Origin of the sequence: Pseudomonas sp. JV241A, assembly GCF_900275665.1 — a bacterium.
Taxonomy (GTDB): Bacteria; Pseudomonadota; Gammaproteobacteria; order Pseudomonadales; family Pseudomonadaceae; genus Aquipseudomonas; species Aquipseudomonas wadenswilerensis.
The window spans coordinates 28,460-50,967 of record NZ_OPYO01000026.1; the positions used below are offsets into that span (position 1 = coordinate 28,460).

At 63.5% G+C, this 22,508-nt stretch carries 21 protein-coding genes; 14 read left to right on the forward strand and 7 right to left on the reverse strand.

Going from position 1 to position 22,508, the window contains the following annotated elements:
• Positions 1 to 46 precede the first annotated feature (46 nt).
• The 6 genes from JV241A_RS17425 to JV241A_RS17450 all read left to right on the forward strand — a co-directional run bounded on the left by JV241A_RS17425 (position 47) and on the right by JV241A_RS17450 (position 4,101).
• Positions 47 to 655 (forward strand): septation protein A, encoded by a 609-nt coding sequence (locus JV241A_RS17425; RefSeq protein WP_205125916.1) that lies wholly within the window; start codon positions 47 to 49, stop codon positions 653 to 655.
• A gap of 1 nt (position 656) precedes the next feature.
• Positions 657 to 956, forward strand: a complete 300-nt coding sequence (locus tag JV241A_RS17430) for a YciI family protein (protein ID WP_115088159.1) — start codon at positions 657 to 659, stop codon at positions 954 to 956.
• Between the two features lie 121 nt (positions 957 to 1,077).
• Positions 1,078 to 1,482 carry a translation initiation factor 2 gene (locus tag JV241A_RS17435; protein ID WP_115088160.1) on the forward strand — a complete coding sequence of 135 codons (405 nt, stop codon included), beginning with the start codon at positions 1,078 to 1,080 and terminating at the stop codon, positions 1,480 to 1,482.
• Between the two features lie 7 nt (positions 1,483 to 1,489).
• Complete coding sequence (locus JV241A_RS17440) at positions 1,490 to 2,167, forward strand: response regulator transcription factor (protein WP_115088161.1); 678 nt, start codon at positions 1,490 to 1,492, stop codon at positions 2,165 to 2,167.
• A 119-nt stretch (positions 2,168 to 2,286) separates the two neighbouring features.
• Positions 2,287 to 2,703 carry an LTXXQ domain protein gene (locus JV241A_RS17445; protein WP_115088162.1) on the forward strand — a complete coding sequence of 139 codons (417 nt, stop codon included), beginning with the start codon at positions 2,287 to 2,289 and terminating at the stop codon, positions 2,701 to 2,703.
• Positions 2,704 to 2,766: 63 nt separating this feature from the next.
• The gene (locus tag JV241A_RS17450; protein WP_134063714.1) at positions 2,767 to 4,101 is read left to right on the forward strand and encodes a HAMP domain-containing sensor histidine kinase; all 1,335 of its coding nucleotides are present in this window, start codon (positions 2,767 to 2,769) and stop codon (positions 4,099 to 4,101) included.
• 123 nt (positions 4,102 to 4,224) lie between these two features.
• Here JV241A_RS17450 and JV241A_RS17455 read toward each other — a convergent pair whose 3' ends face one another.
• A complete protein-coding gene (locus tag JV241A_RS17455; protein ID WP_134063716.1) occupies positions 4,225 to 4,779 on the reverse strand; it encodes an NAD(P)H nitroreductase in 555 nt (184 codons plus the stop codon).
• A gap of 100 nt (positions 4,780 to 4,879) precedes the next feature.
• On the opposite strand from JV241A_RS17455, the gene JV241A_RS17460 reads away from it, so the two are divergent.
• Entirely contained in the window at positions 4,880 to 6,334 is a 1,455-nt protein-coding gene (locus tag JV241A_RS17460; RefSeq protein WP_115088165.1) for a TrkH family potassium uptake protein, read from the forward strand.
• Here the strand turns inward: JV241A_RS17460 and JV241A_RS17465 are convergent.
• Positions 6,291 to 7,370: an AraC family transcriptional regulator gene (locus JV241A_RS17465; protein WP_134063718.1), complete on the reverse strand. Its 1,080-nt coding sequence runs from the start codon at positions 7,368 to 7,370 to the stop codon at positions 6,291 to 6,293. The two genes, JV241A_RS17460 and JV241A_RS17465, sit on opposite strands and share 44 nt — an antisense overlap.
• A gap of 161 nt (positions 7,371 to 7,531) precedes the next feature.
• On the opposite strand from JV241A_RS17465, the gene JV241A_RS17470 reads away from it, so the two are divergent.
• Together JV241A_RS17470 and JV241A_RS17475 are read left to right on the forward strand one after the other, a co-directional pair.
• On the forward strand, positions 7,532 to 7,843 hold the full coding sequence (locus tag JV241A_RS17470) for a DUF962 domain-containing protein (protein ID WP_134063720.1): 312 nt from the start codon (positions 7,532 to 7,534) through the stop codon (positions 7,841 to 7,843).
• A 96-nt stretch (positions 7,844 to 7,939) separates the two neighbouring features.
• The gene (locus JV241A_RS17475; protein ID WP_134063722.1) at positions 7,940 to 8,533 is read left to right on the forward strand and encodes an HD domain-containing protein; all 594 of its coding nucleotides are present in this window, start codon (positions 7,940 to 7,942) and stop codon (positions 8,531 to 8,533) included.
• On the opposite strand, the gene JV241A_RS17480 is transcribed toward JV241A_RS17475, so the two are convergent.
• Positions 8,507 to 9,346, reverse strand: a complete 840-nt coding sequence (locus tag JV241A_RS17480; RefSeq protein ID WP_115088169.1) for a UDP-2,3-diacylglucosamine diphosphatase — start codon at positions 9,344 to 9,346, stop codon at positions 8,507 to 8,509. The genes JV241A_RS17475 and JV241A_RS17480 overlap by 27 nt on opposite strands.
• 135 nt (positions 9,347 to 9,481) lie before the next feature.
• Here JV241A_RS17480 and JV241A_RS17485 point away from each other — a divergent pair, with 135 nt between their 5' ends.
• Positions 9,482 to 10,246 (forward strand): AraC family transcriptional regulator, encoded by a 765-nt coding sequence (locus tag JV241A_RS17485; RefSeq protein WP_134063724.1) that lies wholly within the window; start codon positions 9,482 to 9,484, stop codon positions 10,244 to 10,246.
• Between the two features lie 78 nt (positions 10,247 to 10,324).
• Positions 10,325 to 11,209: a DMT family transporter gene (locus tag JV241A_RS17490; RefSeq protein ID WP_134063726.1), complete on the forward strand. Its 885-nt coding sequence runs from the start codon at positions 10,325 to 10,327 to the stop codon at positions 11,207 to 11,209.
• A gap of 3 nt (positions 11,210 to 11,212) precedes the next feature.
• Here the strand turns inward: JV241A_RS17490 and JV241A_RS17495 are convergent, their stop codons facing one another.
• Complete coding sequence (locus JV241A_RS17495) at positions 11,213 to 11,497, reverse strand: SelT/SelW/SelH family protein (protein ID WP_038996489.1); 285 nt, start codon at positions 11,495 to 11,497, stop codon at positions 11,213 to 11,215.
• Positions 11,498 to 11,567: 70 nt separating this feature from the next.
• On the opposite strand from JV241A_RS17495, the gene JV241A_RS17500 reads away from it, so the two are divergent.
• Positions 11,568 to 13,757, forward strand: coding sequence for a patatin-like phospholipase family protein (locus tag JV241A_RS17500; protein WP_115088172.1), 2,190 nt, complete (start codon positions 11,568 to 11,570; stop codon positions 13,755 to 13,757).
• A gap of 6 nt (positions 13,758 to 13,763) precedes the next feature.
• Here the strand turns inward: JV241A_RS17500 and JV241A_RS17505 are convergent, their stop codons facing one another.
• Together JV241A_RS17505 and recQ are read right to left on the reverse strand one after the other, a co-directional pair.
• The gene (locus JV241A_RS17505) at positions 13,764 to 14,198 is read right to left on the reverse strand and encodes a MarR family transcriptional regulator (RefSeq protein ID WP_115088173.1); all 435 of its coding nucleotides are present in this window, start codon (positions 14,196 to 14,198) and stop codon (positions 13,764 to 13,766) included.
• A 118-nt stretch (positions 14,199 to 14,316) separates the two neighbouring features.
• On the reverse strand, positions 14,317 to 16,455 hold the full coding sequence (gene recQ, locus JV241A_RS17510; protein WP_115088174.1) for a DNA helicase RecQ: 2,139 nt from the start codon (positions 16,453 to 16,455) through the stop codon (positions 14,317 to 14,319).
• A gap of 245 nt (positions 16,456 to 16,700) precedes the next feature.
• Here recQ and JV241A_RS17515 point away from each other — a divergent pair, with 245 nt between their 5' ends.
• Together JV241A_RS17515 and JV241A_RS17520 are read left to right on the forward strand one after the other, a co-directional pair.
• Positions 16,701 to 17,288: a YecA family protein gene (locus JV241A_RS17515; protein WP_134063729.1), complete on the forward strand. Its 588-nt coding sequence runs from the start codon at positions 16,701 to 16,703 to the stop codon at positions 17,286 to 17,288.
• A gap of 10 nt (positions 17,289 to 17,298) precedes the next feature.
• Positions 17,299 to 17,664: a YbaN family protein gene (locus tag JV241A_RS17520; RefSeq protein ID WP_115088176.1), complete on the forward strand. Its 366-nt coding sequence runs from the start codon at positions 17,299 to 17,301 to the stop codon at positions 17,662 to 17,664.
• A gap of 24 nt (positions 17,665 to 17,688) precedes the next feature.
• Here JV241A_RS17520 and JV241A_RS17525 read toward each other — a convergent pair.
• On the reverse strand, positions 17,689 to 22,508 hold a 4,820-nt coding region (locus JV241A_RS17525), incomplete at its 5' end, for an Ig-like domain-containing protein (RefSeq protein WP_134063731.1).

Here is a 22,508-nt window from a genome sequence, read left to right on the forward strand (position 1 = left end):
TTGATGTTTGTTATTATGCCGTCACATCCTGCTTCTGGCTGCCACTGTGAAACAATTCATCGATTTCATCCCGCTGCTCCTGTTCTTCATCGTCTACAAGCTCGAACCGCGCGCTGTTGAATTCGCCGGGCACAACTTCGAGCTCGGTGGCATCTACAGCGCCACGGCGATGCTGATCATCAGCTCGCTGGTGGTCTACGGCGCCCTGTTCCTTCGTCAGCGCAAGCTGGAGAAAGGCCAGTGGCTGACCCTGGTCGCCTGCCTGGTGTTCGGTGGCCTGACCCTGGCCTTCCACAGTGAAACCTTCCTCAAATGGAAAGCGCCGGTGGTCAACTGGCTGTTCGCCCTGGCCTTCACCGGCAGCCACTTCATCGGTGACCGGGTGCTGATCAAGCGCATCATGGGTCACGCCCTGGCCCTGCCGGAGCCAGTATGGACGCGCCTGAACATCGCCTGGATCGGCTTTTTCCTGTTCTGCGGCGCGGCCAACCTGTTCGTCGCCTTCACCTTCCAGAGCATCTGGGTCGACTTCAAGGTATTCGGCAGCCTGGGCATGACCGTGCTGTTCCTGGTGGCCCAGGGCGTCTACCTGTCCCGTCACCTGCACGACAGCGACCCCACCACCCCGCCTTCCACTCCCAAGCACGAGGAATGACATGCTTTACGCCATCATTGCCACAGACGTAGCCGATTCGCTGGAAAAACGCCTGGCCGCACGCCCGGCGCATATCGAGCGCCTGCTGCAGCTCAAGGAACAAGGCCGCGTGGTCCTGGCCGGCCCGCACCCGGCCATCGACAGCAACGACCCGGGCGCCGCAGGCTTTAGCGGCAGCCTGATCGTCGCCGAATTCGATTCGCTGAGCGCCGCCCAGGCCTGGGCCGACGCCGACCCGTATATTGCCGCCGGCGTCTACGCCAACGTCATCGTCAAGCCGTTCAAGCAAGTCCTGCCGTAATGCCCAAGGGCGGTGGCCGAGCCGGCGCACCGCCCTTTGCAGCTTTCTCTTCGCAATTGCTCATTATTCTCGCCCGATGGCCGACAACCTCCTGAACCATCCAATGGAATCAGGAGTTCCGATGCGTCAAGGTCCGTTGTCCCTGCTGCTGTGCCTGTTGCTGCTGACCCCATTGGCCCAGGCCGAAGAGCCCGCCAGCTCCAGCACCCCGCTGTCGCTCAGTGCCGGCAGCCAGATCACCGAGCTGCAACAGCGCCTGAAGGAAAGCGAGCGCCTGCGCGAAACCCTGGTCCAGCAACTGCACAACGCCGACAGCGAACGCGAAAGCGCTCAGCTCACCCGCCTGCGCCAGGAAAACCAGCGCCTGAAACTGGCGCTCAAGGAATTGCAGGCCAGCGCTGCGCCGAAACTCATCACCGACCAGCAACAATGGTTTTTGATTGGTGGCGCAGTTGCCCTGTTTGCGGCACTCTGCGGTATCTTTGCCAGTGGCGGACACAGAAAGCGTCGGCAATGGTTGAATTGAGTGAGTCATGAGCGAGCTGTTACTGATTGATGATGACCAGGAACTCTGCGAGCTGCTCGGCAGCTGGCTGACCCAGGAAGGTTTCGTGGTACGTGCCTGCCACGATGGTCATAGCGCCCGTAAAGCGCTGGCCGAACAGGCGCCGGCCGCTGTCGTGCTGGACGTGATGCTGCCCGATGGCAGCGGCCTGGAGCTGCTCAAGCAACTGCGCAGCGAACACGCCGAACTGCCAGTGCTGATGCTTTCGGCCCGTGGCGAGCCGCTGGACCGGATTCTCGGCCTGGAGCTGGGCGCTGACGATTACCTGGCCAAACCCTGCGATCCGCGCGAACTCACCGCCCGCCTGCGCGCCGTGCTGCGCCGCAGCCACCCCAATGCGACGCCCAGCCAGGTGGAAATCGGCGACCTGTGCTTCAGCCCGGCCCGTGGCGTGGTCAGCATCGACGAGCACGAACTGACCCTGACCCTCTCCGAAAGCCGCATCCTCGAAGCGCTGCTGCGCCAGCCCGGCGAGCCGCTGGACAAGCAGGAACTGGCGCAGCTCGCCCTGGGCCGCAAGCTGACCCTGTACGACCGCAGCCTGGACATGCATGTCAGCAACCTGCGCAAGAAAATCGGCCCGCACGCCGATGGCCGCCCGCGCATCGTCGCCCTGCGCAGTCGCGGTTACTACTACAGCCTGTAATGTCAGCGCGGCGCGCAGGCATCTTTACCCAAGCTTTACCCTTGCCTGACCGCCGCTGACCTTGATCTCCCTAGACTGGGCACATCCGGTAACGACCGGCCTCAGAAAGGAGAGTCACCATGCGCAAGACCCTTATCGCCCTGATGTTCGCTGCCGCCCTGCCCACCGTCGCCATGGCCATGCCAGATGCCGGCGGCCCGCGTCACGGCGAGCACCACCGCGGTGGAGCGCCTTTCGCCCAGCTGGACCTGAGCCGTGAACAGCGCCAGCAGATCGGCACGCTGATGGGCGAGCAGATGAAAAGCCGCCACGAAATCACCCAGCGCTACCTGGAAAAGCTCCCGGCCGCTGACCAGAAGGCTCTGAAAGACGAGCTCAAAGCCAAGAAAGACAAAACCCAGGCCGAAATTCGCGCCCTGCTCAAACCTGAACAGCAAAAGCAGTTTGACGAGATGACGAAGAAGCAGGACGAGCGCCGCGCCGAATGGGCCGAGTTCAAAGCCTGGAAAGCTGAAAAAGCCAACAAGGCCCAGTAAGCTGTCAGCCACCCGCCCGGCCTGCCCCAGCAGGCCGGGCTTTTTCCGTTAGAGGTGCCTCTTTTGCGTTCATTGTTCTGGCGCGTCCTGGCCAGTTTCTGGCTGGCCATCGCCCTGGTTGCCGGGCTGTCGATCCTGCTCGGCCACATGTTGAACCAGGACGCCTGGATTCTCAGCCGCCACCCGGGACTCAACACCCTGGCCAAGAACTGGACCCAGCGCTATGAGCAGCAAGGGCCGGAATATGCCCAGCACTACCTGGAACACCGCAAGCGCCGCTACAACATCGATGTGCAGGTGCTCAACGACAGTGGCGATGCGGTGGTTCCCGGCACCTTCCCGCGCCGCGCAGCCGCCTTCGAGGCGCGCCGCCACAATGATGACCGGCGCCTGCCATGGCGACGGCTGACCGAGGAATACACCAGCCCCGACAGCGGTGAGACCTACCTGCTGATCTATCGCATCCCGCACCCGGAGCTGGACGCCTGGCACCGTGACAGCTTGCTCTGGCCGTTGAGTGCCTTGGGGATCGCCCTGGTGGTGCTGACCCTGTTCAGCCTGTTGGTGACGCTGTCGATCACCCGCCCGCTGAGCCGCCTGCGCGGCGCCGTGCATGACCTGGGGCAGACCACCTACCAGCAGAACAGCCTGGCGCGCCTGGCCAACCGCCGTGACGAGTTCGGCGTGCTGGCCAACGATTTCAACCGCATGGGTGCACGGCTGCAGAGCCTGATCGGCAGCCAGCGCCAGCTGTTACGCGACGTTTCCCACGAACTGCGCTCGCCCCTTGCGCGCCTGCGCATCGCCCTGGCCCTGGCTGAACGTGCCGAACCCGAGCAGCGCCAGGCCCTGTGGCCACGCCTTACCCGTGAATGCGACCGCCTGGAAGCGCTGATCAGCGAGATTCTGGTGCTGGCGCGGGTCGATGCCGATCAGGCGCGGGCCGAGCCGGTGGACCTCGATGCGCTATTGGCCTCCGTGCACAAGGACGCGCAATTGGGTGCGCCGGAGCAGGACATCCAGCTGCGGCATGAAACCGGGCTCAACCTGCAAGGCTGGCCGACGCTACTGGAACGGGCGCTGGATAACCTGTTGCGCAACGCCGTGCGTTTCAATCCGGTTGGGCAACCGATTGAAATTACCGGGGTACGGGATAACGACAAGATAGTGCTGAGCGTGCGTGACCACGGGCCGGGAGTGGCCGCGGAGCACTTGGCGCAACTGGGTGAGCCGTTCTACCGTGCGCCCGGGCAAAGCGCCGCCGGCCACGGCCTGGGCCTGGCGATTGCGCGCAAGGCGGCGGAGCGCCACGGCGGCAACCTGAGCCTGGGCAATCACCCGGAAGGCGGGTTTGTGGCCAGGCTGGAATTGCCGCTAGTCGGGCCGGGCAAGGCTTGAGAATGCCGGGGCTGCTGCGCAGCCCATCGCTGGCAAAGCCAGCTCCCACAGGTCCGGTGCACACAGGTCCACTGTGGAAGCCGGCCTTGCCGGCGGTAGGGGCGGCACAGCCCCTGCAAAAACTTACCCCCAGGCACTGACGAAGTCAGCCGTCGCCAGCACTGGCGCCGTGCGCGGCTCATGCTGCGGGGTACCCAGGTACAGGAAGGCGATGATCTCTTCGTTATCCGCCAGCCCCAGCCCCTTGGCCACATGCTTGCTGTACGACAGCTCACCGGTGCGCCACACCGCGCCGATGCCCTGGGCATGGGCGGCCAGCAGAATACCGTGGGCGGCACAACCGGCCGCCAGACGCTGCTCGGATGCCGGCACCTTGAAATGATCCTGCAGGCGCGCTACCACAACCACCAGCAACGGCGCCCGCAATGGCATGGCCCGGGCCTTGTCCAGCGCCGCCTCACTTGCCTCACCGCTGAGCTTTACCGCTTCGGCGAGCAGTTCGCCAAGCTTCGTCCGCGCCTCGCCTTCTACCGTCAAAAAGCGCCAGGGCCGCAACTGGCCGTGGTCCGGCGCCCGCAGCGCGGCCTGGAACAGCGCCTCGCGTTGTGCGGCATTGGGTGCCGGCTCCATCAGGCGTGGGACCGAAACACGGTTGAGCAATGCGTCGAGAGCCTCCATTGGCTACCCCTTGTGAATAAATGTCGGGCTATTCTAGCGTTTACTTAAAGGGGGCCATAGGTAGAATGGCGCCCTTCCGTTTCGAGTCAGAGCAGATCACATGGCGTTGCCGACCTTAAGGATCATTGGTTTCATCATCGGCATCTTCCTGATCACCCTGGCGATCAGCATGGTTGTGCCCATGGCCACCCTGGTGATCTTCGACCGCACGGGCGATCTGCCGTCGTTTCTCTGGGCCAGCATGATCACCTTTATTGCAGGCCTTGCCCTGGTCATTCAGGGCCGCCCCGAGCATGTGCACCTGCGCCCGCGCGACATGTACCTGCTGACGGTCAGCAGCTGGCTGGTGGTGTGCATTTTCGCCGCCCTGCCGTTTTTGCTGACCCAGCACATCAGCTACACCGACGCCTTTTTCGAAAGCATGTCCGGCATCACCGCCACCGGCGCCACCGTGCTTAGCGGCCTGGACAACATGTCACCGGGCATCCTGATGTGGCGCTCGCTGCTGCACTGGCTCGGCGGTATCGGCTTTATCGCCATGGCCGTGGCGATCCTGCCGCTGCTGCGTATCGGTGGCATGCGCCTGTTCCAGACCGAATCCTCGGACCGCTCGGAAAAGGTCATGCCGCGCTCGCACATGGTCGCCAAGTCGATCGTGCTGGTGTACATCGGCATCACCACCCTGGGCGCCCTGGCCTTCTGGCTGGCCGGCATGAACCCCTTCGATGCGATCAACCACGCCATGTCGGCGATCTCCACCGGCGGTTTCTCCACCTCCGACCAGTCCCTGGCCAAGTGGGACATGCCGGCGGTGCACTGGGTCGCGGTGGTGGTGATGATTCTCGGCAGTATGCCGTTCGCCCTGTACGTGGCGACCATTCGTGGCAATCGCAAGGCATTGATCAAGGATCAGCAGGTTCAGGGTTTGCTGGCAATGCTGGTAGCGACCTGGCTGGTACTGGGCACCTGGTACTGGGCCACCACCAACCTGCACTGGCTCGACGCCCTGCGTCACGTGGCCCTGAACGTGACCTCGGTGGTCACCACCACTGGCTTTGCCCTGGGCGACTACAGCCTGTGGGGCAATTTCTCGCTGATGCTGTTCTTTTACCTGGGCTTCGTTGGCGGTTGTTCGGGCTCGACCGCCGGCGGCATCAAGATCTTCCGCTTCCAGGTCGCCTACATCCTGCTCAAGGCCAACTTGAATCAGCTGATCCACCCACGGGCGGTGATCAAGCAGAAATACAACGGCCACCGTCTCGATGAAGAGATCGTGCGTTCGATCCTGACCTTCTCGTTCTTCTTCGCCATCACCATCTGTGTCATCGCCCTGGCCCTGTCGCTGCTGGGTGTGGACTGGATGACCGCGCTGACCGGCGCCGCCAGTACCGTGTCCGGGGTGGGCCCGGGCCTGGGCGAAACCATCGGCCCGGCCGGCAACTTCGCCACCCTGCCGGATGCGGCGAAGTGGATCCTGGCGTTCGGCATGCTGCTCGGCCGTCTGGAGATCATTACGGTGCTGGTGCTGTGTATGCCTGCGTTCTGGCGTCACTGACCGACTCGTTCTCTACCGGGGCCGCCGCGGCCCCGCTCAAACGCGCCCGGTACTCGCCCGGGGTGATATCGAACCAGCGGCGAAACGCCCTGAAGAAGTTGCTCGGGTCGGCGAACCCCAGAAGATAGGCGGCTTCCAGCAGGGTCATGCTGGCTTGCGCCAGGTACTGCTCGGCAAGCTCGCGGCGGGTATCGTCCAACAGCGTCTGAAAGCTCGTGCCTTCTTCCTGCAATCGCCGCTGCAAGGTGCGCTGGGACAGGTGCAAGGCCTGGGCGATGGTTTCGCGCTTGGGCTCGCCCTGGGGCAAGACCCGGCACAGCACCTGGCGTGCGCGGTGGGTGACCCGGCTTTCCGAGAAGCGCGCCAGGTATTCGCCGGCAAAACGGTCGTGCAGCACAGCCATGGCTTCGTTGGCAGTCGGCAGCGGTGCCTCCATGTCGGCACGTTCGAACACCAGCGCATCGTAGGGCGCGCTGAATACCAGCGGGGCATGGAATGCCGTCTTGTAAGGGGTCAGGTCCCTGGGCTGCGGGCCCTGGATCAGCACCCGCCGCGGCTGTATCACCCGCCCGCTGAGCCAGCTGCACAGCGACAGGGCGCAGGCCAGCGAGGCTTCGGCGCTGTGTCGGGTGGGCGGCAGGTGATCGCCATGAACGGTAAGAACCAGCGCATAGCCGTCGGGCTCCAGACGGAAACTAAGGTCGGAGCTTTCGGCGATGATCCGCTGATAACGCACCAGCCGCTCGAAACCCTCGGCCAGGGTGCGGCTCGACATCAACGCATAGCCGACCACATGAAAGGATGCCGGGCGCACCACCCGCGCCATGTTCAGGCCGATCGCCTGGTTGCCGGAGAGCTCGACCGCCAATTGCCAGAGGCGGGTCATCGAATCCTGGGTAAAACGTGCGTCGGGGTCATCGAGCGCGGCGAAATCCAGGCCGAGCTGCTTGAACATGGCACGGCAATCGAGCCCTTCCAGTTCGAGTGCCTTGACGATCCCTGATGCCCAGCTTGCTGAAGTGGTTCTTTCGCTCATGGCTGGCTTCTTTTCTTACCGACAAGCCGCTCCTGCGGCGAACTCAAAGGATACTCAATTGGCGCCTATTGTCACTGCTCTGTAGTGTTACTCACTCTAGACTCAGATCAGGCTCCACGCCGTGTATCTTCGTCAGATCGACCAGACCCTGGAGCAGTGTCGTGAACAGCCCTCAGCAATTTCGCAGTTTTGCCGAGTTCTACCCCTACTACCTGCGCGAGCACAGCAACCCCACCTGCCGTCGCCTGCACTTTGTCGGTACCAGCCTGGTCATCGCCCTGCTCGCCTTTGCCCTGGGCAGCGGCAACTGGCTTTTGCTGCTGGCCTTGCCCTTTGCCGGTTACGGCTTTGCCTGGGTCGGCCACTTCTTCTTCGAGAAAAACCGCCCGGCCACCTTCAAGCACCCGCTGTACAGCCTGATCGGCGACTTTGCCATGTACCGCGACATGCTGCGCGGCAAGGTCAGCTTCTGATTTCGGCCCGCAAGGTCAGAAACCCGTCCCGCGCGGCCACTGCCCCGACCGATGGTGGGGGTAGAGTGCCCTGAAACACCGCGCTTCGGAGTGCCGATGAATCAGCAGGCCCGTTTTATCCACATGCAGGACGGTACCGAGCAGGACTGGGCGATCATCGCCGATGATTTCAGGGCCTATACCAGCCAGCTGGCCAATCGCATCCTCGCGCACCTGCGCCTGCTCGACGGCGACTTTGGCGGCTTTCCCATCGACCGCCTGAGCCACTCCCTGCAAACCGCGACCCGCGCCTGGCGCGACGGGCGCGATGAGGAATATGTAGTCTGCGCACTGCTGCACGACATCGGCGACACCCTCGGTAGCTACAACCATCCGGACATCGCCGCCGCCATCCTCAAGCCCTTCATCAGCCCGGAAAACCTGTGGATGGTGGAAAAACACGGGGTCTTCCAGGGTTACTACTTTTTCCACCACCTGGGCATGGACCGGCACCTGCGCGAACAATTCCAGGACCATCCGCAATACCAGCAAACCATCGAGTTCTGCACCCGCTACGATGCGGCGGCGTTCGATCCGGGCTACGACAGCCAGCCCTTGAGCTTCTTCGAACCGATGCTGCAGCGCCTGTTCGCCCAGCCCCGGCAGTCGATCTACAAGGCCGCGCTACAACAACCCGCCGCCACTGCCTGAATCAACCAGCTCTTCGAGCCCGGCCAGGCGCCGGGCGGCTTCGGCTTGGGCGTCCGCCAGACGATAGAGTTCGATAGTGCCATCCCAGTGCTCGATCAGCGCCGTGCACGACTCGACCCAATCGCCGCAGTTGAGGTAATCCACCTCGCCGACCTTGCGGATCTCGGCATGGTGGATATGCCCGCAGACCACGCCGTGAAAACCGCGCTTGACGCATTCATGGGCGATGGCCTCCTCGAAGTCGCTGATGAAGCTGACCGCGGTCTTGACCTTGTGCTTGAGGTACGCCGACAACGACCAGTAACCATAGCCATAGCGCGCACGCCAGTGGTTGAGCCAGCGGTTGAGGGTCAGGGTGAACTCGTAGGCCGAATCGCCCAGAAACGCCAGCCAGCGGTGATAGCGGGTGATCACGTCGAACTGGTCGCCATGAATCACCAGCAGGCGCCGGCCATCGGCGGTCAGGTGCTCGGCCTGGTCGACCAGCTGGATGTTGCCCAGCACCAGTTTGGAATAGCGGCGCAGGAACTCGTCATGGTTGCCGGTGACGTAGATGACTTCGGTGCCGCGCTTGCTCATGGTCAGCAGACGGCGGATCACGTTGGTGTGCGCCTGGGGCCAGTACATGCCGCCACGCAGCTTCCAGCCATCGATGATGTCGCCGACCAGGTAGATGCGGTCCGCCTGGTAGCCCTTGAGGAACTGCGACAGGTGCTCGGCCTGGCAATCCCGGGTACCCAGGTGCACGTCCGATATCCACAAGGTGCGTACGCGCTGTTTGCGCGAGGGTCTGGCAAGCTCGGCACGGGTCATCGGCAGGCTCCGGGAAGGTTTGCGCCAGCTTGCCAACCGGCGGTGAATCGACCGTGACCGCCAGGTGTCGATCTGATGACATGCCCGGCCCGCCTCCCAGCCTGTACACTGCGGCGATTGCCGGAGGACCTTTCGATGAGCAGCGGCTCGATACTTTCCCTGCGCCATTATCGCCACGACCTGATCGCCCATAGCCACGAACACCCGCAACTGGTGTTCGGCCTGCGCGGGCGCCTGGAATTCGAGGTCGAAGGCCGCGGCGCGCGGCTTGACCGCCAGGCACTGATGGTGGTCCCGGCCGGCCGCCACCACACCTGCGGCAGTGCTGCCGGCAGCGACTGCCTGGTGCTGGACATCCCCACCGACAATTGGCTGAGCCAGTGTCTGGGCGGGCACCTGGACGCCAGCCAGCGCCTGCTGGAGCGGGCCGGGCCATTGAACCTGGACCATCGCCAGCAGCAACTGGTCGACTGGCTGGCGGCCAGCCCGATCAACGATCCGCTGATTGCCCAGCAAGGTGCGGTATTGCTGCTGGCCAGTCTGAGCAGTGACGCATCGCGGGCGGCGACAACAAGGTCACTGCCCTACGCGCGCTTCGACGCCCATATCGAGCAGAACGCCGCCTACCCGCTGCAGGTGGCCGACCTGGCGCGCCTGGCCGGGCTGTCCAGCGCGCGCCTGCATGCGCGGTTCATGGCCGAATGCGGGGTCACGCCCATGGACTATGTGCGCCAGCGCCGCCTGCTGCGTGCACGGCAACTGCTGCGCGATACCTGCTTGCCGATCGGCGAGATTGCCTGCCAGGTCGGCTACAGCTCGCAAAGCGCCTTTGCCGCCGCCATGCTCAAGGCCTTTGGCCGCTCCCCCGGCGCCCTGCGGCGCGACTCTGCAGACAATTGACGCGAGGACCGCGACAGACAGCGCCAGCGCCCGGCTCGTAAACTGGCGCCGCTGCCCTGGCCTACCACAAGGATCTCCATGAATCACCGCACTGCCCTCGGCGCCCTGCACATCGGCGCACTGTTCTTCGGCCTCACCGGCGTGTTCGGCAAGTTGGCCAGCGCCGCGCCTGCAATCATCGTCTTCGGCCGGGCCGCTTTTGCCGTGCTGGCCTTGGCCATATTCGCAGGATTTGCGCGTAAGGCCTGGCAGCCCCTGCAGGCTCAAGACTGGCGCCGTCTGCTGCTCGGCGGGGTGTTGCTGGCCGGGCACTGGGTAAGTTTCTTCATCGCCGTGAAAGTCGCCGGCGTCGCCATCGCCACCCTGGGTTTTGCCAGCTTCCCGGCCTTTACCGTGATCCTCGAAGGGCTGCTGTTTCGCGAGCGCATCCGCAGCAACGAGATCGTTCTGGTGCTGCTGGTGAGCATCGGCCTGGTGCTGGTAACCCCGGACTTCGACCTGGCCAGCCAGGCCACCGGCGGGCTGCTCTGGGCGTTGCTCTCGGGCCTGCTGTTTTCGCTGCTGTCATTGACCAACCGCGCCGGCTCCGGGCGGATTCCGGCGGTGCAGGCAGCCTTGTGCCAGAACGCCGTGGTCGCCTTGTGCCTGTTGCCGGCGGCGGCGCCAGCGCTGGGCGCCGTCAGCGCCATGGACTGGCTGTGGATCGGCCTGCTCGGCGTATTCTGCACAGGTGTGGCGCACAGCCTGTTCGTCGCCAGCCTGGCGGTGATCAAGGCGCGCACCGCCGCAGTGGTCTTTGCCCTGGAGCCGGTCTACGGCATTGCCATGGCCTGGCTGATTTTTGCCGAAACCCCGACCCTGCGCATGCTCCTGGGCGGCGTCCTGATCATCCTCGCCATCGTCATTTCCAGCCGTCTGGCGGCCGGCAGCCAGATCAGCAAGACCGCGGCCGTAGAAGGCTGAGGGTCAGGGCCGGTCGTTGTGGCCGAGGTCGCGCTGCGGGTCGATCTGGTCGCGCACGCGCTGCTTGAGCACCTTGGCTTCCGGGAAGCCGCCATCGGCCTTGCGCTCCCAGATCTGCACGCCATCACAGGTAATGCGGAAGGTGCCGCCGGTGGCGGGCTCAAGGGCCACCCGGGCCAGGTCGTCGCTGAAGGTGCTCAGCAGTTCCTGGGCCAGCCAGGCGGCACGCAGCAGCCACTGGCACTGGGTGCAGTAGGTAATGACAATTTCCGGTTTAGGCGCGGACATACACTGAAGGTCTCCTGACATGTGGGCACGCTTATACTAGCGGTCTTTAGCCTTCGCTCCGAGAGCCATGATGCACCGCCTGCTGTTATCCCTGCTGCTGATGTTCGTTTCCTTCCCGCTGCTGGCAGCCGAAGCGCCCCGACCGAAAGTCGGCCTGGTGCTCTCCGGCGGTGCTGCCCGCGGCCTGGCCCATATCGGCGTACTCAAGGCCCTGGAGGAACAGGGCATCAAGGTCGATGCGATTGCCGGCACCAGCATGGGCGCGGTGGTCGGCGGCCTGTACGCCTCCGGCTACAAGATCGACGAGCTGGAGAAACTCGCCCTGAACATCGACTGGCAGCAGGCGCTGTCCGACGCGCCGCCGCGCAAGGACGTGCCGTTCCGGCGTAAACAGGACGACCGCGACTTCCTCGTCAAACAGAAACTCAGCTTTCGCGACGACGGCAGCCTGGGCCTGCCGCTGGGGGTGATCCAGGGCCAGAACCTGGCGCTGCTGCTGGAAAGCATGCTCGCCCACACCAGCGACACCCGCGACTTCGACAAGCTGCCGATCCCCTTCCGCGCCGTCGCCACCGACATCGCCAGCGGCGAAAAAGTGGTATTTCGCCGTGGCCACCTGCCCCAGGTGATTCGCGCCAGTATGTCGATCCCGGCGGTGTTCGCTCCGGTCGAGCTGGATGGCCGGCTGCTGGTCGATGGCGGCATGGTCGACAACATTCCCCTGGATGTCGCGCGCGAGATGGGCGTGGACGTGGCGATCGTCGTCGATATCGGTACCCCGCTACGCAGCCGCAAGCAACTGGCGACCGTGGTTGATGTGCTCAACCAGTCAATCACTCTCATGACCCGGCGTAACTCCGAGGAGCAACTGGCGGCCCTGCACCGCGACGACATCCTCATCCAGCCCCCCCTGTCGAGCTTCGGCGTCACCGATTTCGGCCGGGCCCAGGACATGATCGACGCCGGTTACCGAGCCGCGCGCGCCCTGGACGCGCGCCTGGCAGTGCTCAAGCGCCCGCAAGCCAGCGACGGCGAACTGCTGGCCGCGCGCTCGCCCAGCCAGCGCACCCCGGTGATCACCGCGATCCGTATCGAGAACGACTCGAAGGTCAGTGACGACGTGATCCGCTACTACATTCGCCAACCCATCGGCGAACCACTGGAGCTGGACCGCCTGCAGACCGACATGGGTACCCTTTATGGCCTGGACTACTTCGATCGCGTGCAATACCGGGTGGTACACAAAGGTGCTGACAACACCCTGGTGATCAACGCGCGCGGCCGTCGAGGCGGTACCGACTACCTGCGTCTGGGCCTGAACCTGTCGGACGACATGCGCGGCGACAGCGCCTTCAACATCGGCGCCAGCTACCGGGTCAATGGCATCAACACGCTCGGGGCCGAATGGCTGACCCGGGCGCAGATCGGCGACCAGCAGGAGCTTTACAGCGAGTTCTACCAGCCGCTGGATGCCGGCTCGCGCTACTTCATTGCCCCCTACCTGAACCTGGGCTCGCAGAATATCGAGGCAACCCTGGACGATGACCCGGTCGCCGAATACCGCCTGGAGCGGTATGGTTTCGGTCTTAACCTCGGACGACAGATCGGCAACAGCGGCGAGGTGCGCTTCGGCGTCGGCCAGGCCTGGGGCAAGGCCGATGTCCGGATCGGCGATCAGGACCTGCCAAGATTTAGCTTCAGCGAAGGCTTCTACGAGCTCAAGTACTCGTTCGACACCCTTGACAACGTCTACTTCCCCCACAGTGGCGAGGACATCAACCTGGTGCTGCGCCAGTACGACGAGGGTCTGGGATCCGACCAGCGCTACCGGCAATGGGCATTCAAGCTGGACAAGGCCATGAGCAGCGGCCCCAACACCTGGGTGCTGGGCGGCCAGTACGGACGTACGCTGGATGACGCCGAGGTGGTGACCTCAAGCTTCGTGCTCGGCGGCGCCCGGCAGCTGTCGGGCTTTCGCCAGGACTCGGTGTCCGGGCAGAACGTCAGCCTGATGCGCATGGTCTACTACCGTCGCCTGACCCCGCGCGCCTACTTGCCATTGGACTTCCCGCTGTACCTCGGTGGCTCGCTGGAGCGCGGCCGGGCCTGGAACAACGACAACGAGTTCGACAGTGGCTACATCAATGCAGCCAGCATCTTCGTCGGTTTCGAGACGCCCCTGGGGCCGCTGAACTTCAGCTACGGGGCCAACAGCGAGAATCAGAAGGCGTTGTACCTCAATCTCGGTCACACCTTCTGAGGGTGATCAGGACTTTTCCAGGTTGGCGAGGATCCGCGCGTGGACACGCATGCACACGCGCAACTCCTCTTCATCGACACCGACAAACAGCTCGGCGCGCAAGGCATTGGCAATGGTTTCGATCTGGTCGATCAGCGGCTTGGCCGGCGGGCAGAGAAGAATTTTTTTCGCCCGGCGGTCTTCAAGCACCGCCTGCCGGCGAACCAGGCCCTGGGTTTCCAGGCTGTCGAGCAGACGGGCCAGGGTCGGGCCTTCGACGCCGACGCTCTGGGCCAGTTCGCGCTGGGTCGGCGCCTCGTCGAAACGGGCCAGGTGCAGCAGCACCAGCCAGCGGGCCTGAGACAGGTTCAGACCGGCCAGGCGGCGATCCAGTTCGGCACGCCAGCCGCGGGACATGTGTGCCAGCTGCATCCCGAATTTGTGTTGGTCGGTCAACGGCATAGAGAAACTCATTATCAGAACTAATTATTAGTCAGCTAACCATGACCTTGAGCCACAGGCAAGGCTCATACAGCTGCCGGTGGCTCGATAATCGTTATAAATGATGACAAAGCCGGGTTTACATCTCGAATTCGGCGGCCAGTGCCGCGCGCACGCAATACAGCACCCCTTCAGGTACTCGCCCGCCAAACTGTTCGGCAATGGCCGACACCGGCGGCAACTCGCCTTCGCCATCGAGGAAGGCATCCTGTATCTCGCCCAACAGGTCTTCCGGCAGGTCCAGGGCCTGGTCCAGCGACAGCTCCTGGCGGCCAATGGCTTCGGCGAGCAGGCTGTAGACGTTCTTTTCGCTGCAGTTCAACTGCCCGGCGATCTGCATCGGGGTCATGCCGGCCCGGGCCAGGCTGACCAGTTCGTGACGCAGGTCGGTGACGATTTTCGGCGCCTCGACACCGCCGCCCAGCACTTCGAGGAAAGCGTCGCCGTAACGCTCCAGCTTGCGCGCACCCACGCCGCTGACCCGGCCCATCTCGCTGAGGCTGGTGGGCTGGCTGCGCAGCATCTCCAGCAAGGTCGAGTCGGGGAAGATCACATAAGGCGGTACGCCGTGCTCTTCGGCCAGCTTGCGGCGCAGCGCGCGCAGGGCTTCCCACTGCTCGCGCTCGTCGCCACGCACCAGCTGGCTGGCCGGGCTGCCGCCACTGCTGCTGCCACCCTTGCTGCTGGTTTGTGGCTTGAGGTCCTTGCGCAGCTCGAGGCTGATTTCACCGCGCAGCAACGGCCGGCAGGTGTCGGACAGGCGCAGGCCACCGTAGCCTTCGAGGTCGATGTCGGCCAGACCGCGTGCCACCAGCTGGCGGAACAGCGAGCGCCAGTCGTGCTCGGAACGGTCCTTGCCAACGCCATACACGGCCAGCTTCTCGTGGCCGAAGTTACGGATTTTTTCGTTATCGCGACCGAGCAATACGTCCACCAGGTGACCGACGCCATAGCGTTGACCGGTACGGTACACCGCCGACAGCGCCTGGCGCGCAGGCTCGGTGGCATCCCAGGTCTGCACGCCATCGATGCAGTTGTCGCAGTGGCCACACGGCTGCGGCAGCTCTTCATCGAAGTAGTTGAGCAGGATCTGGCGACGGCAGCGGGTTTCTTCACACAGGGCAAGCATGGCGTCGAGCTTGTGTTGCTCGATGCGCTTGTGACGCTCGTCACCCTCGGAGTTCTGCAGCATCTGCTTGAGCATCACCATGTCCTGCAGGCCGTAGGCCATCCAGGCGTCGGCGGGCAGGCCGTCACGACCGGCACGGCCGGTTTCCTGGTAGTAGGCCTCGAGCGACTTGGGCAGGTCCAGGTGGGCGACGAAGCGCACGTTGGGTTTGTCGATGCCCATGCCGAAGGCGATGGTGGCAACCATGATCAGGCCTTCCTCGTTGAGGAAGCGCCGCTGGTTGGACGCCCGGGTCTCGGCAGGCAGGCCGGCGTGATAAGGCAAGGCCGGGAAGCCCTGCTCGCAGAGGTAGGCCGCTACGTCGTCGACCTTCTTGCGCGACAGGCAGTAGACGATACCGGCGTTGCCGCGCCGCTCGCCGAGGAACGCCAGCAACTGCTTGCGCGGCTGCTCCTTGGGCACGATGCGGTAGAAAATGTTCGGCCGGTCGAAACTCGACAGGAAGCGCTCGGCGTTCTGCAGGTGCAGGCGGGTGACGATCTCTTCACGGGTGCGCATGTCCGCGGTGGCGGTCAGGGCGATGCGCGGCACATTGGGGAACAGTTCGGCCAGTTGCCCCAGTTGCAGGTACTCGGGGCGGAAGTCATGGCCCCACTGCGACACACAGTGGGCTTCATCGATGGCGAACAGGGCGATGTCGAGGGTACGCAAAAAGTCGAGCATGCGCGGCTGCACCAGGCGTTCGGGGGCCAGGTAGAGCATCTTCACTTCGCCCCGGCGGATACGTCCGGCCAGTTCGCGCTGCTGCTCGGCGCTGAGGGTGGAGTTCAGCGAGGCGGCGGCGACGCCCAGCTCGTCGAGGGTCGCCACCTGGTCATCCATCAGCGCGATCAAAGGCGACACCACCACCGCTAGGCCCGGGCGCAGCAGGGCCGGGACCTGGAAGCAGAGGGACTTGCCGCCGCCGGTGGGCATCAGTACCAGCGCATCGCCACCCTTGGCCACACATTCGATGATCGCGCCCTGGCGCCCCCGAAAGCTGTCGTAACCGAAGATGTCCTTGAGGACGCGCTGAGCCTGTTCGAGCATAAAAACTCCAAAAATCGCAGAACCATCCTGGGCACAGGCTGGACGAAAAACCCGCCTGCCACACTCAAAAATGCGTAAGCGGTTTTTACCCGCCCCCGTTATTGCGAGGGTCGCGGGATAAAAATCGGGCATTATACCGGAGCCTGCGCCCGCGCAGGATGCTCTGCGATAGACGTCTTCCTTTGCCTCGTTTGCGCTGCAAGGTGCTAGAATTCAGTATCGTTTATTCCCAAGGTAGCCCCGTAATGTCCTTCGCCGAGCAATTGACCCGCCTGCAAGCCTTCCTCGACGCCGACGAGCTGCACGAAGAGGCGCTGGACTACGTTGCCGCCCACGGCTACATGACCGCGCTGTCGATCTGTGCCGAGTCGGTCCCGGACCGCGAATGGATCGACGCCCTGTTCGCCGAAGAGCCGCATTACAAGGACGACGCCGAGCGCGAAGCCATCGAAGCCACCCTGCTCGCCCTCAAGGCCCACATCGCCCGCCAGCTGGCCAGCGACGAAGAGTTCGAGCTGCCATGCGACCTCGACCTGGGTGACGATCCGGACGACTCCGACCTGCGCGGCTGGTGCATCGGCTTCATGGAGGGCGTGTTCCTGCGCGAAGAGGCCTGGTTCGAATCGGCTGAAGAAGAAGTCAGCGAGATGCTCCTGCCGATCATGGTCGGTTCCGGCCTGTTTGATGAGCAGCCTGAGTTCGCCGACATCGCCAGCGATGCCAACCTGATGGACGACATGATTGTGCAGATCCCGGAAGCGCTCACCGCGCTGTACCTGCTGCTGCACGCACCGGACGAGAAGCCAGCCCTGCTCAAACCTCGCCACCACTGAGTCGGCGTCAATGCGCTACCTGCTGCTGGCCACCGGCTGGCTCAGCGTCGCGCTGGGGGTGATCGGGATCTTCCTGCCGGTACTGCCCACCACCCCGTTTCTGCTCCTGGCCGCTGCGTGCTTTGCGCGCAGCTCGCCGCGCTTTCACCACTGGCTGGTCAACCACCCGCGGCTCGGGCCGTGGATTCGTGACTACCTCAGCGGCGAAGGCATTCCCCTCAAAGGCAAGCTCTACGCCATCGCCCTGATGTGGCTGAGCATTGGCCTGTCCTGCTACCTGGTGCCGCTGATCTGGGCGCGGGGCTTCATGCTCACCAGCGCGGTGCTGGTGAGCATTTACATCTTGCGGCAGAAGACCCTGCGGCGCCCGTCCTGAGACAGCTCCCACAGGCCTACACCGTCAGACGGTATCCACCTTCAACGAATGATCATTGAGCATGCCGTTGATGATCGTCGCCGTGTCCTGCCCCGCCGCAACCACCCCGCCCGCCCCTGCCGTCACGCCGTAGTGCTGGGCCAGGTTTACCCCTGCCAGGTCGATGGTCTGGGTCGGAGCCGCCCCCGCTACCGAACTGACCTCGATGGTCGACACCACGCTGGCGCCACTGCCGGTGACCTTGAAGTGCAGGTAGTCATCCAGCGACGCTGTCGTCGTATTCTCACCCTGCAGCAGTTGCGACAGGTCCAGATGATCGGTGCCAGGCGTAAAGTCAGTGACCACGTCATGGCCGGTGTTGCCCTGCTGATACAAAAAGGTATCGCTGCCGGTGCCGCCGGTCAGCGTGTTGTTGCCCGGCCCGCCGATCAGTACATCGTCGCCGCCGCCACCGATCAGGGTGTCGTTGCCCAGGCCGCCGTGGAGCAGGTTGGCATTGCCGTTGCCGGTCAGGGTGTCGTTGTAGTCAGTACCGATCAGGTTCTCGATCGCCACCAGGGTGTCGGTGCCCGCGCCACCGGTATTCTGTCCACCGGCAGTATTGAGGTTGACCGTCACGGCGCTGGCGGCACCGCTATAACTGGCGGTGTCGATACCTGCGCCACCGTCGAGCAGGTCATCGCCGGCACCACCGATCAGCTGGTCATTGCCGTCACCACCGTAAAGGAAGTCGTTGCCATCCCCACCGATCAGGACGTCATTACCGGCACCGGCATTGAGGGTGTCATTACCGGCGCCTGCCAGCAGGGTATCGTCGCCGCCGGTACCGGTGAGGGTGTTGCCCTCCTGATACGTGATGTCGACATTGCCAGTGCTGCTGCCGCCATGCCCGTCGCTGAGGGTATAGGTGCCGTTGTAGGTCTCGTTTTGCGCGTTGGAATAGTCGACTGTCATGGTCAACGCATAGTTTTCAGCGTTGTTGACGTTGCTGCCCGACGTGTTGGTCAGGTTGACCAGGTGAATGCTGTAGACACCATCATGACTGGCGGTAAAGGTGTTTCCGTCAGCGATGGTCTGATAGCTGCCGTTCTCATCCTTCCACTCCATCAGGATGTTGCCCGTCGGCCGGTCGTGATCCAGCTTGAGGGTCTCACCTTTTTTCAAGGTGACCGTCAGCACGTCCTCGTCGTTGGCATTGTTCGCGGTCACGTTGCCCAGGTAGCCGTTGACGATCAGCGCGGCAGTCATGGCGTTGGCCGGGCCTCTGAAAGCGCTGCGCGGCAGGTCCCGGAGCTGGTTGGCAGCCGAGTTGCCGGTACTGCTGAAGTTGACCTGCGGCGGTGTTGCGCTGCCCACCGTGAAGCCGGCGCCTTTGGCTGCCCAGCCGGTTTCGAAGGTGGTCGTCGAAGCCACACTGAGTCGGTCATTGTTGGCATCGCTGTCATTGGCCAGCAGTGCCGCGGCCGGTACCACGATGCTGCTGGAGAGGATGTTGCTGATGATGTGATCGGCGCCCGCTACCGGCGCGGTGTTGGTGTAGACCTTCACCACCAGGTTGGCGCTGCTCAGGTCGCCGTCGTTGTCGCTGGCAGTGAAACCGATGTTTTCCGTCCTGGTGCTGCCAGTGTCCTTCGGCGGTGTGTAGGTAAATTCACCGGTATCCATGTCGACCAGCAAGGTGCCACCGAGCACGGTCTTGATGTTGAAGGTGTTGGTCACCGTATCGAAGCTGCCACGGTCGGTTCCACTGGCGGTATAGCTGCCTTGGCCATTATTGGCCTTGGGATCGTAAGTGTAGGTGGTGCCGTCGACCAGCAGCGACTTGATGAAGCCGCCGTCGGCGCCGAGGATTCCGCCACTCAACAGGCTGCCGGTGATCGGCGCGCCCTGCACGGTGCCGGACAACACCGAGTTGAGCTGGCTGAGGTCGGTGACCACGGTAGCATTGGTGTCGGTGTGGGTACTGCCATCGTAGGACAATGGATTGAGGTTTTCGGCATTGACGCCGCCGCCCAGGCCAATGGCATAGGATTTGACGCCATTGTTGTCGAGGAAAGTCTCCCAGGCGGCTTCCCGAGGCGCGGTAATGGAATGCCCCGAGGTCGGAGCACCGTCGGAGAAGAAGTACACGATGTTCTGCGCCCCGGCTATCTTGCCACCGGTGGTGTAGGCCGATTGCGCCGTATCGATCGCCGAGTCGTAATAGGTCGAGCCGTTCGCGCTCAGGCCGTTGACGATAGTCTTGGCCTGGTCGACGGTCACCCAGACTGCCGATTGCTGGTCGGCACCGCTGGAGAAGGTCACCAGTTGCACCTTCACATCGCCCATCTCGTCGTACTTGTCGAGCAATGCGTTGATCGCCTGCTTGGCCAGTTGCAGGCGGGTCAGCCCCGGTACGCCGGAAGCTTCGTTCATACTGCCGGACACGTCGATGATCAGCAGCAGGTTGGAATCCACCTGCCCCGGCGTCACCGAACGTTCGGCCCCGACCACGCTTGGCACGTCGTCAATGATGTTCACATCAAGGGTGGCATTGGCTGAACTGCCATCCCTGTCAGTGGCAACAACCGTGATCGCCTCATTCAGGCTGTTGGTGCCATTGGCGTTGGGATGGTTTTCGTTGTCGAGCAAAGTGTAGCTGTACGTCACCACACCGGTCGCCGGGTTGTAGCCGGTGATGGTGATGGCATTGCCCAATGGCGTGGTGCCGCTTTGCGGGAAGCCATTGACCACACCGCCACTGACGACGCTGACACCGCCGACGGTCAGGCTTTGCAGGCCGTCAGGGGCGGTTACGGTGAAACTGCCGGTCTGGGTCAGGGCCGGTGAATTCGGGCTGCTGCCGTCGCTGAGGTGCTTCTCGTAAACGGTCAGCTCACCACCGTTGATGTTGAGGCCGTCAATGGTCACCGGGTTATCAAGGTTGCTGACATTGAGCTTCAGTGTCGCGGTGCTGGTGTCACCATCGGCATCGCGCAAGGTGTAGGTAAAGTTTTCGACCCCAGTGCCGCCACCGGGCAGGTTGATGAAATCCGGATCGTTGGCGTTCAGGGTGTAGGTGTAGGACCCATCGGCAGCCAGCACCAGCGTGCCGTAGGTACCGACGAAGGTTCCACCGGTAATCGGCCCGCTTACGCGGTCGGCACCTTGAACGTCATTGGTCAGCACATTACCGGTCAGGGTCAGTTGCGTTTCGCTGGCAGTGACCGCGTTGGTGTCGTTAACCGCCTTCGGTACATCGTCGACGATGTTCACATCGATCGAACCGCTTGCCGTGCTGCCATCGGTATCGGTGGCCGTGACGGTAAAGCTCTCGCTCAGGCTGTTTGTATCGTTGGCCGTAGGGTGATTCTCGTTGTCGAGCAAGGTGTAGGTGTAAGTCACCACACCCGTCGCCGGGTTGTAACCGGTAATGGTCAGCGTGTTGCCCAGGGCCGTGGTTGCCGATTGCGGGAAGGTATTGGCAACGCCCCCGGTAATCACACTGATGCCCTGGACAGTCAGGGTCTGCAGGCCGTCGGGCGCGGTCACGGTGAAGGTGCCGGTCTGGGTCAGGGCCGGATTGCTCGGGCTGCTGCCATCGCCGAGGTTCTTCTCGTAGACCGTCAGCTCGCCACCGTTGACGTTAAGGCCGTTAAGGGTCACCGGATCGTTGAGGTTGCTGACGTTCAGCACCAGGTTGGCGGTGCTGGTGTCGCCGTCGGCGTCCTTCAGGGTGTAGGTGAAAGTCTCGATGCCGTTGCCGCCACCGTGCAGGTTCTTGAAGTCCGGATCGTTGGCGTTGAGTGTGTAGGTGTAGGAGCCATCGGCGGCCAGCACCAGCGTGCCGTAGGTGCCAGCGAAGGTACCAGCAGTAATCGGCCCGGCTGGAATGCGGTCTGCACCCTGCACGTCGTTGGTCAATACATTGCCGGTGAGGGTCAGCTGGTTCTCGGTGGCAGTGACGGCGTTAGTATCGCCCGCTGCGGCCGGGATGTCGTCGACGATATTGACGTCGATAGAGCCGCTGGCGGTGTTGCCATCGGTGTCAGTGGCGGTCACCGTGAAGCTTTCACTCAGGCTGTTGGTGCCATTGGCGCTCGGGTGCGCTTCATTGTCGAGCAAGGTGTAGCTGTAGCTGACGACTCCGGTGGCCGGATTGTAGCCGGTAATGGTCAGCGTGTTGCCCAGGGCCGTGGTTGCCGATTGCGGGAAGGTATTGGCAACGCCCCCGGTAATCACACTGATGCCCTGGACAGTCAGGGTCTGCAGGCCGTCGGGCGCGGTCACGGTGAAGCTGCCGGACTGGGTCAGGGCCGACGTGTTCGGGCTGCTGCCGTCGCCGAGGTTCTTCTCGTAGACCGTCAGCTCACCACCGTTGACGTTCAGGCCATCAAGGGTCACCGGATCGTTGAGGTTGCTGACGTTCAGCACCAGGTTGGCGGTGGACACATCGCCGTCGGCATCGGTCAGCGTGTAGGCAAAGGTCTCGACGCCGTTACCGCCACCCTGCAGGTTGAAGAAGTCCGGATCGTTGGTGTTGAGCGTATAGGTGTAGGAACCGTCGGCGGCCAGCACCAGGGTGCCGTAGGTGCCGACGAAGGTGCCGGCGGTGATCGGCCCGGTCGCCACACGGTCTGCGCCCTGCACGTCATTGGTCAACACGTTGCCGGTCAGGGTCAGTTGGTTCTCTGTGGCAGTGACCGCGTTGGTATCGCCCGCTGCGGTCGGGATGTCGTCGACGATATTGACGTCGATGGCGCCACTGGCGGTACTGCCATCGGTGTCGGTCACGCTGACCGTGAAGCTCTCACCGAGACTGTTGATGCCATTGGCTGCGGCATGGGTTTCGTTGTCCACCAGGG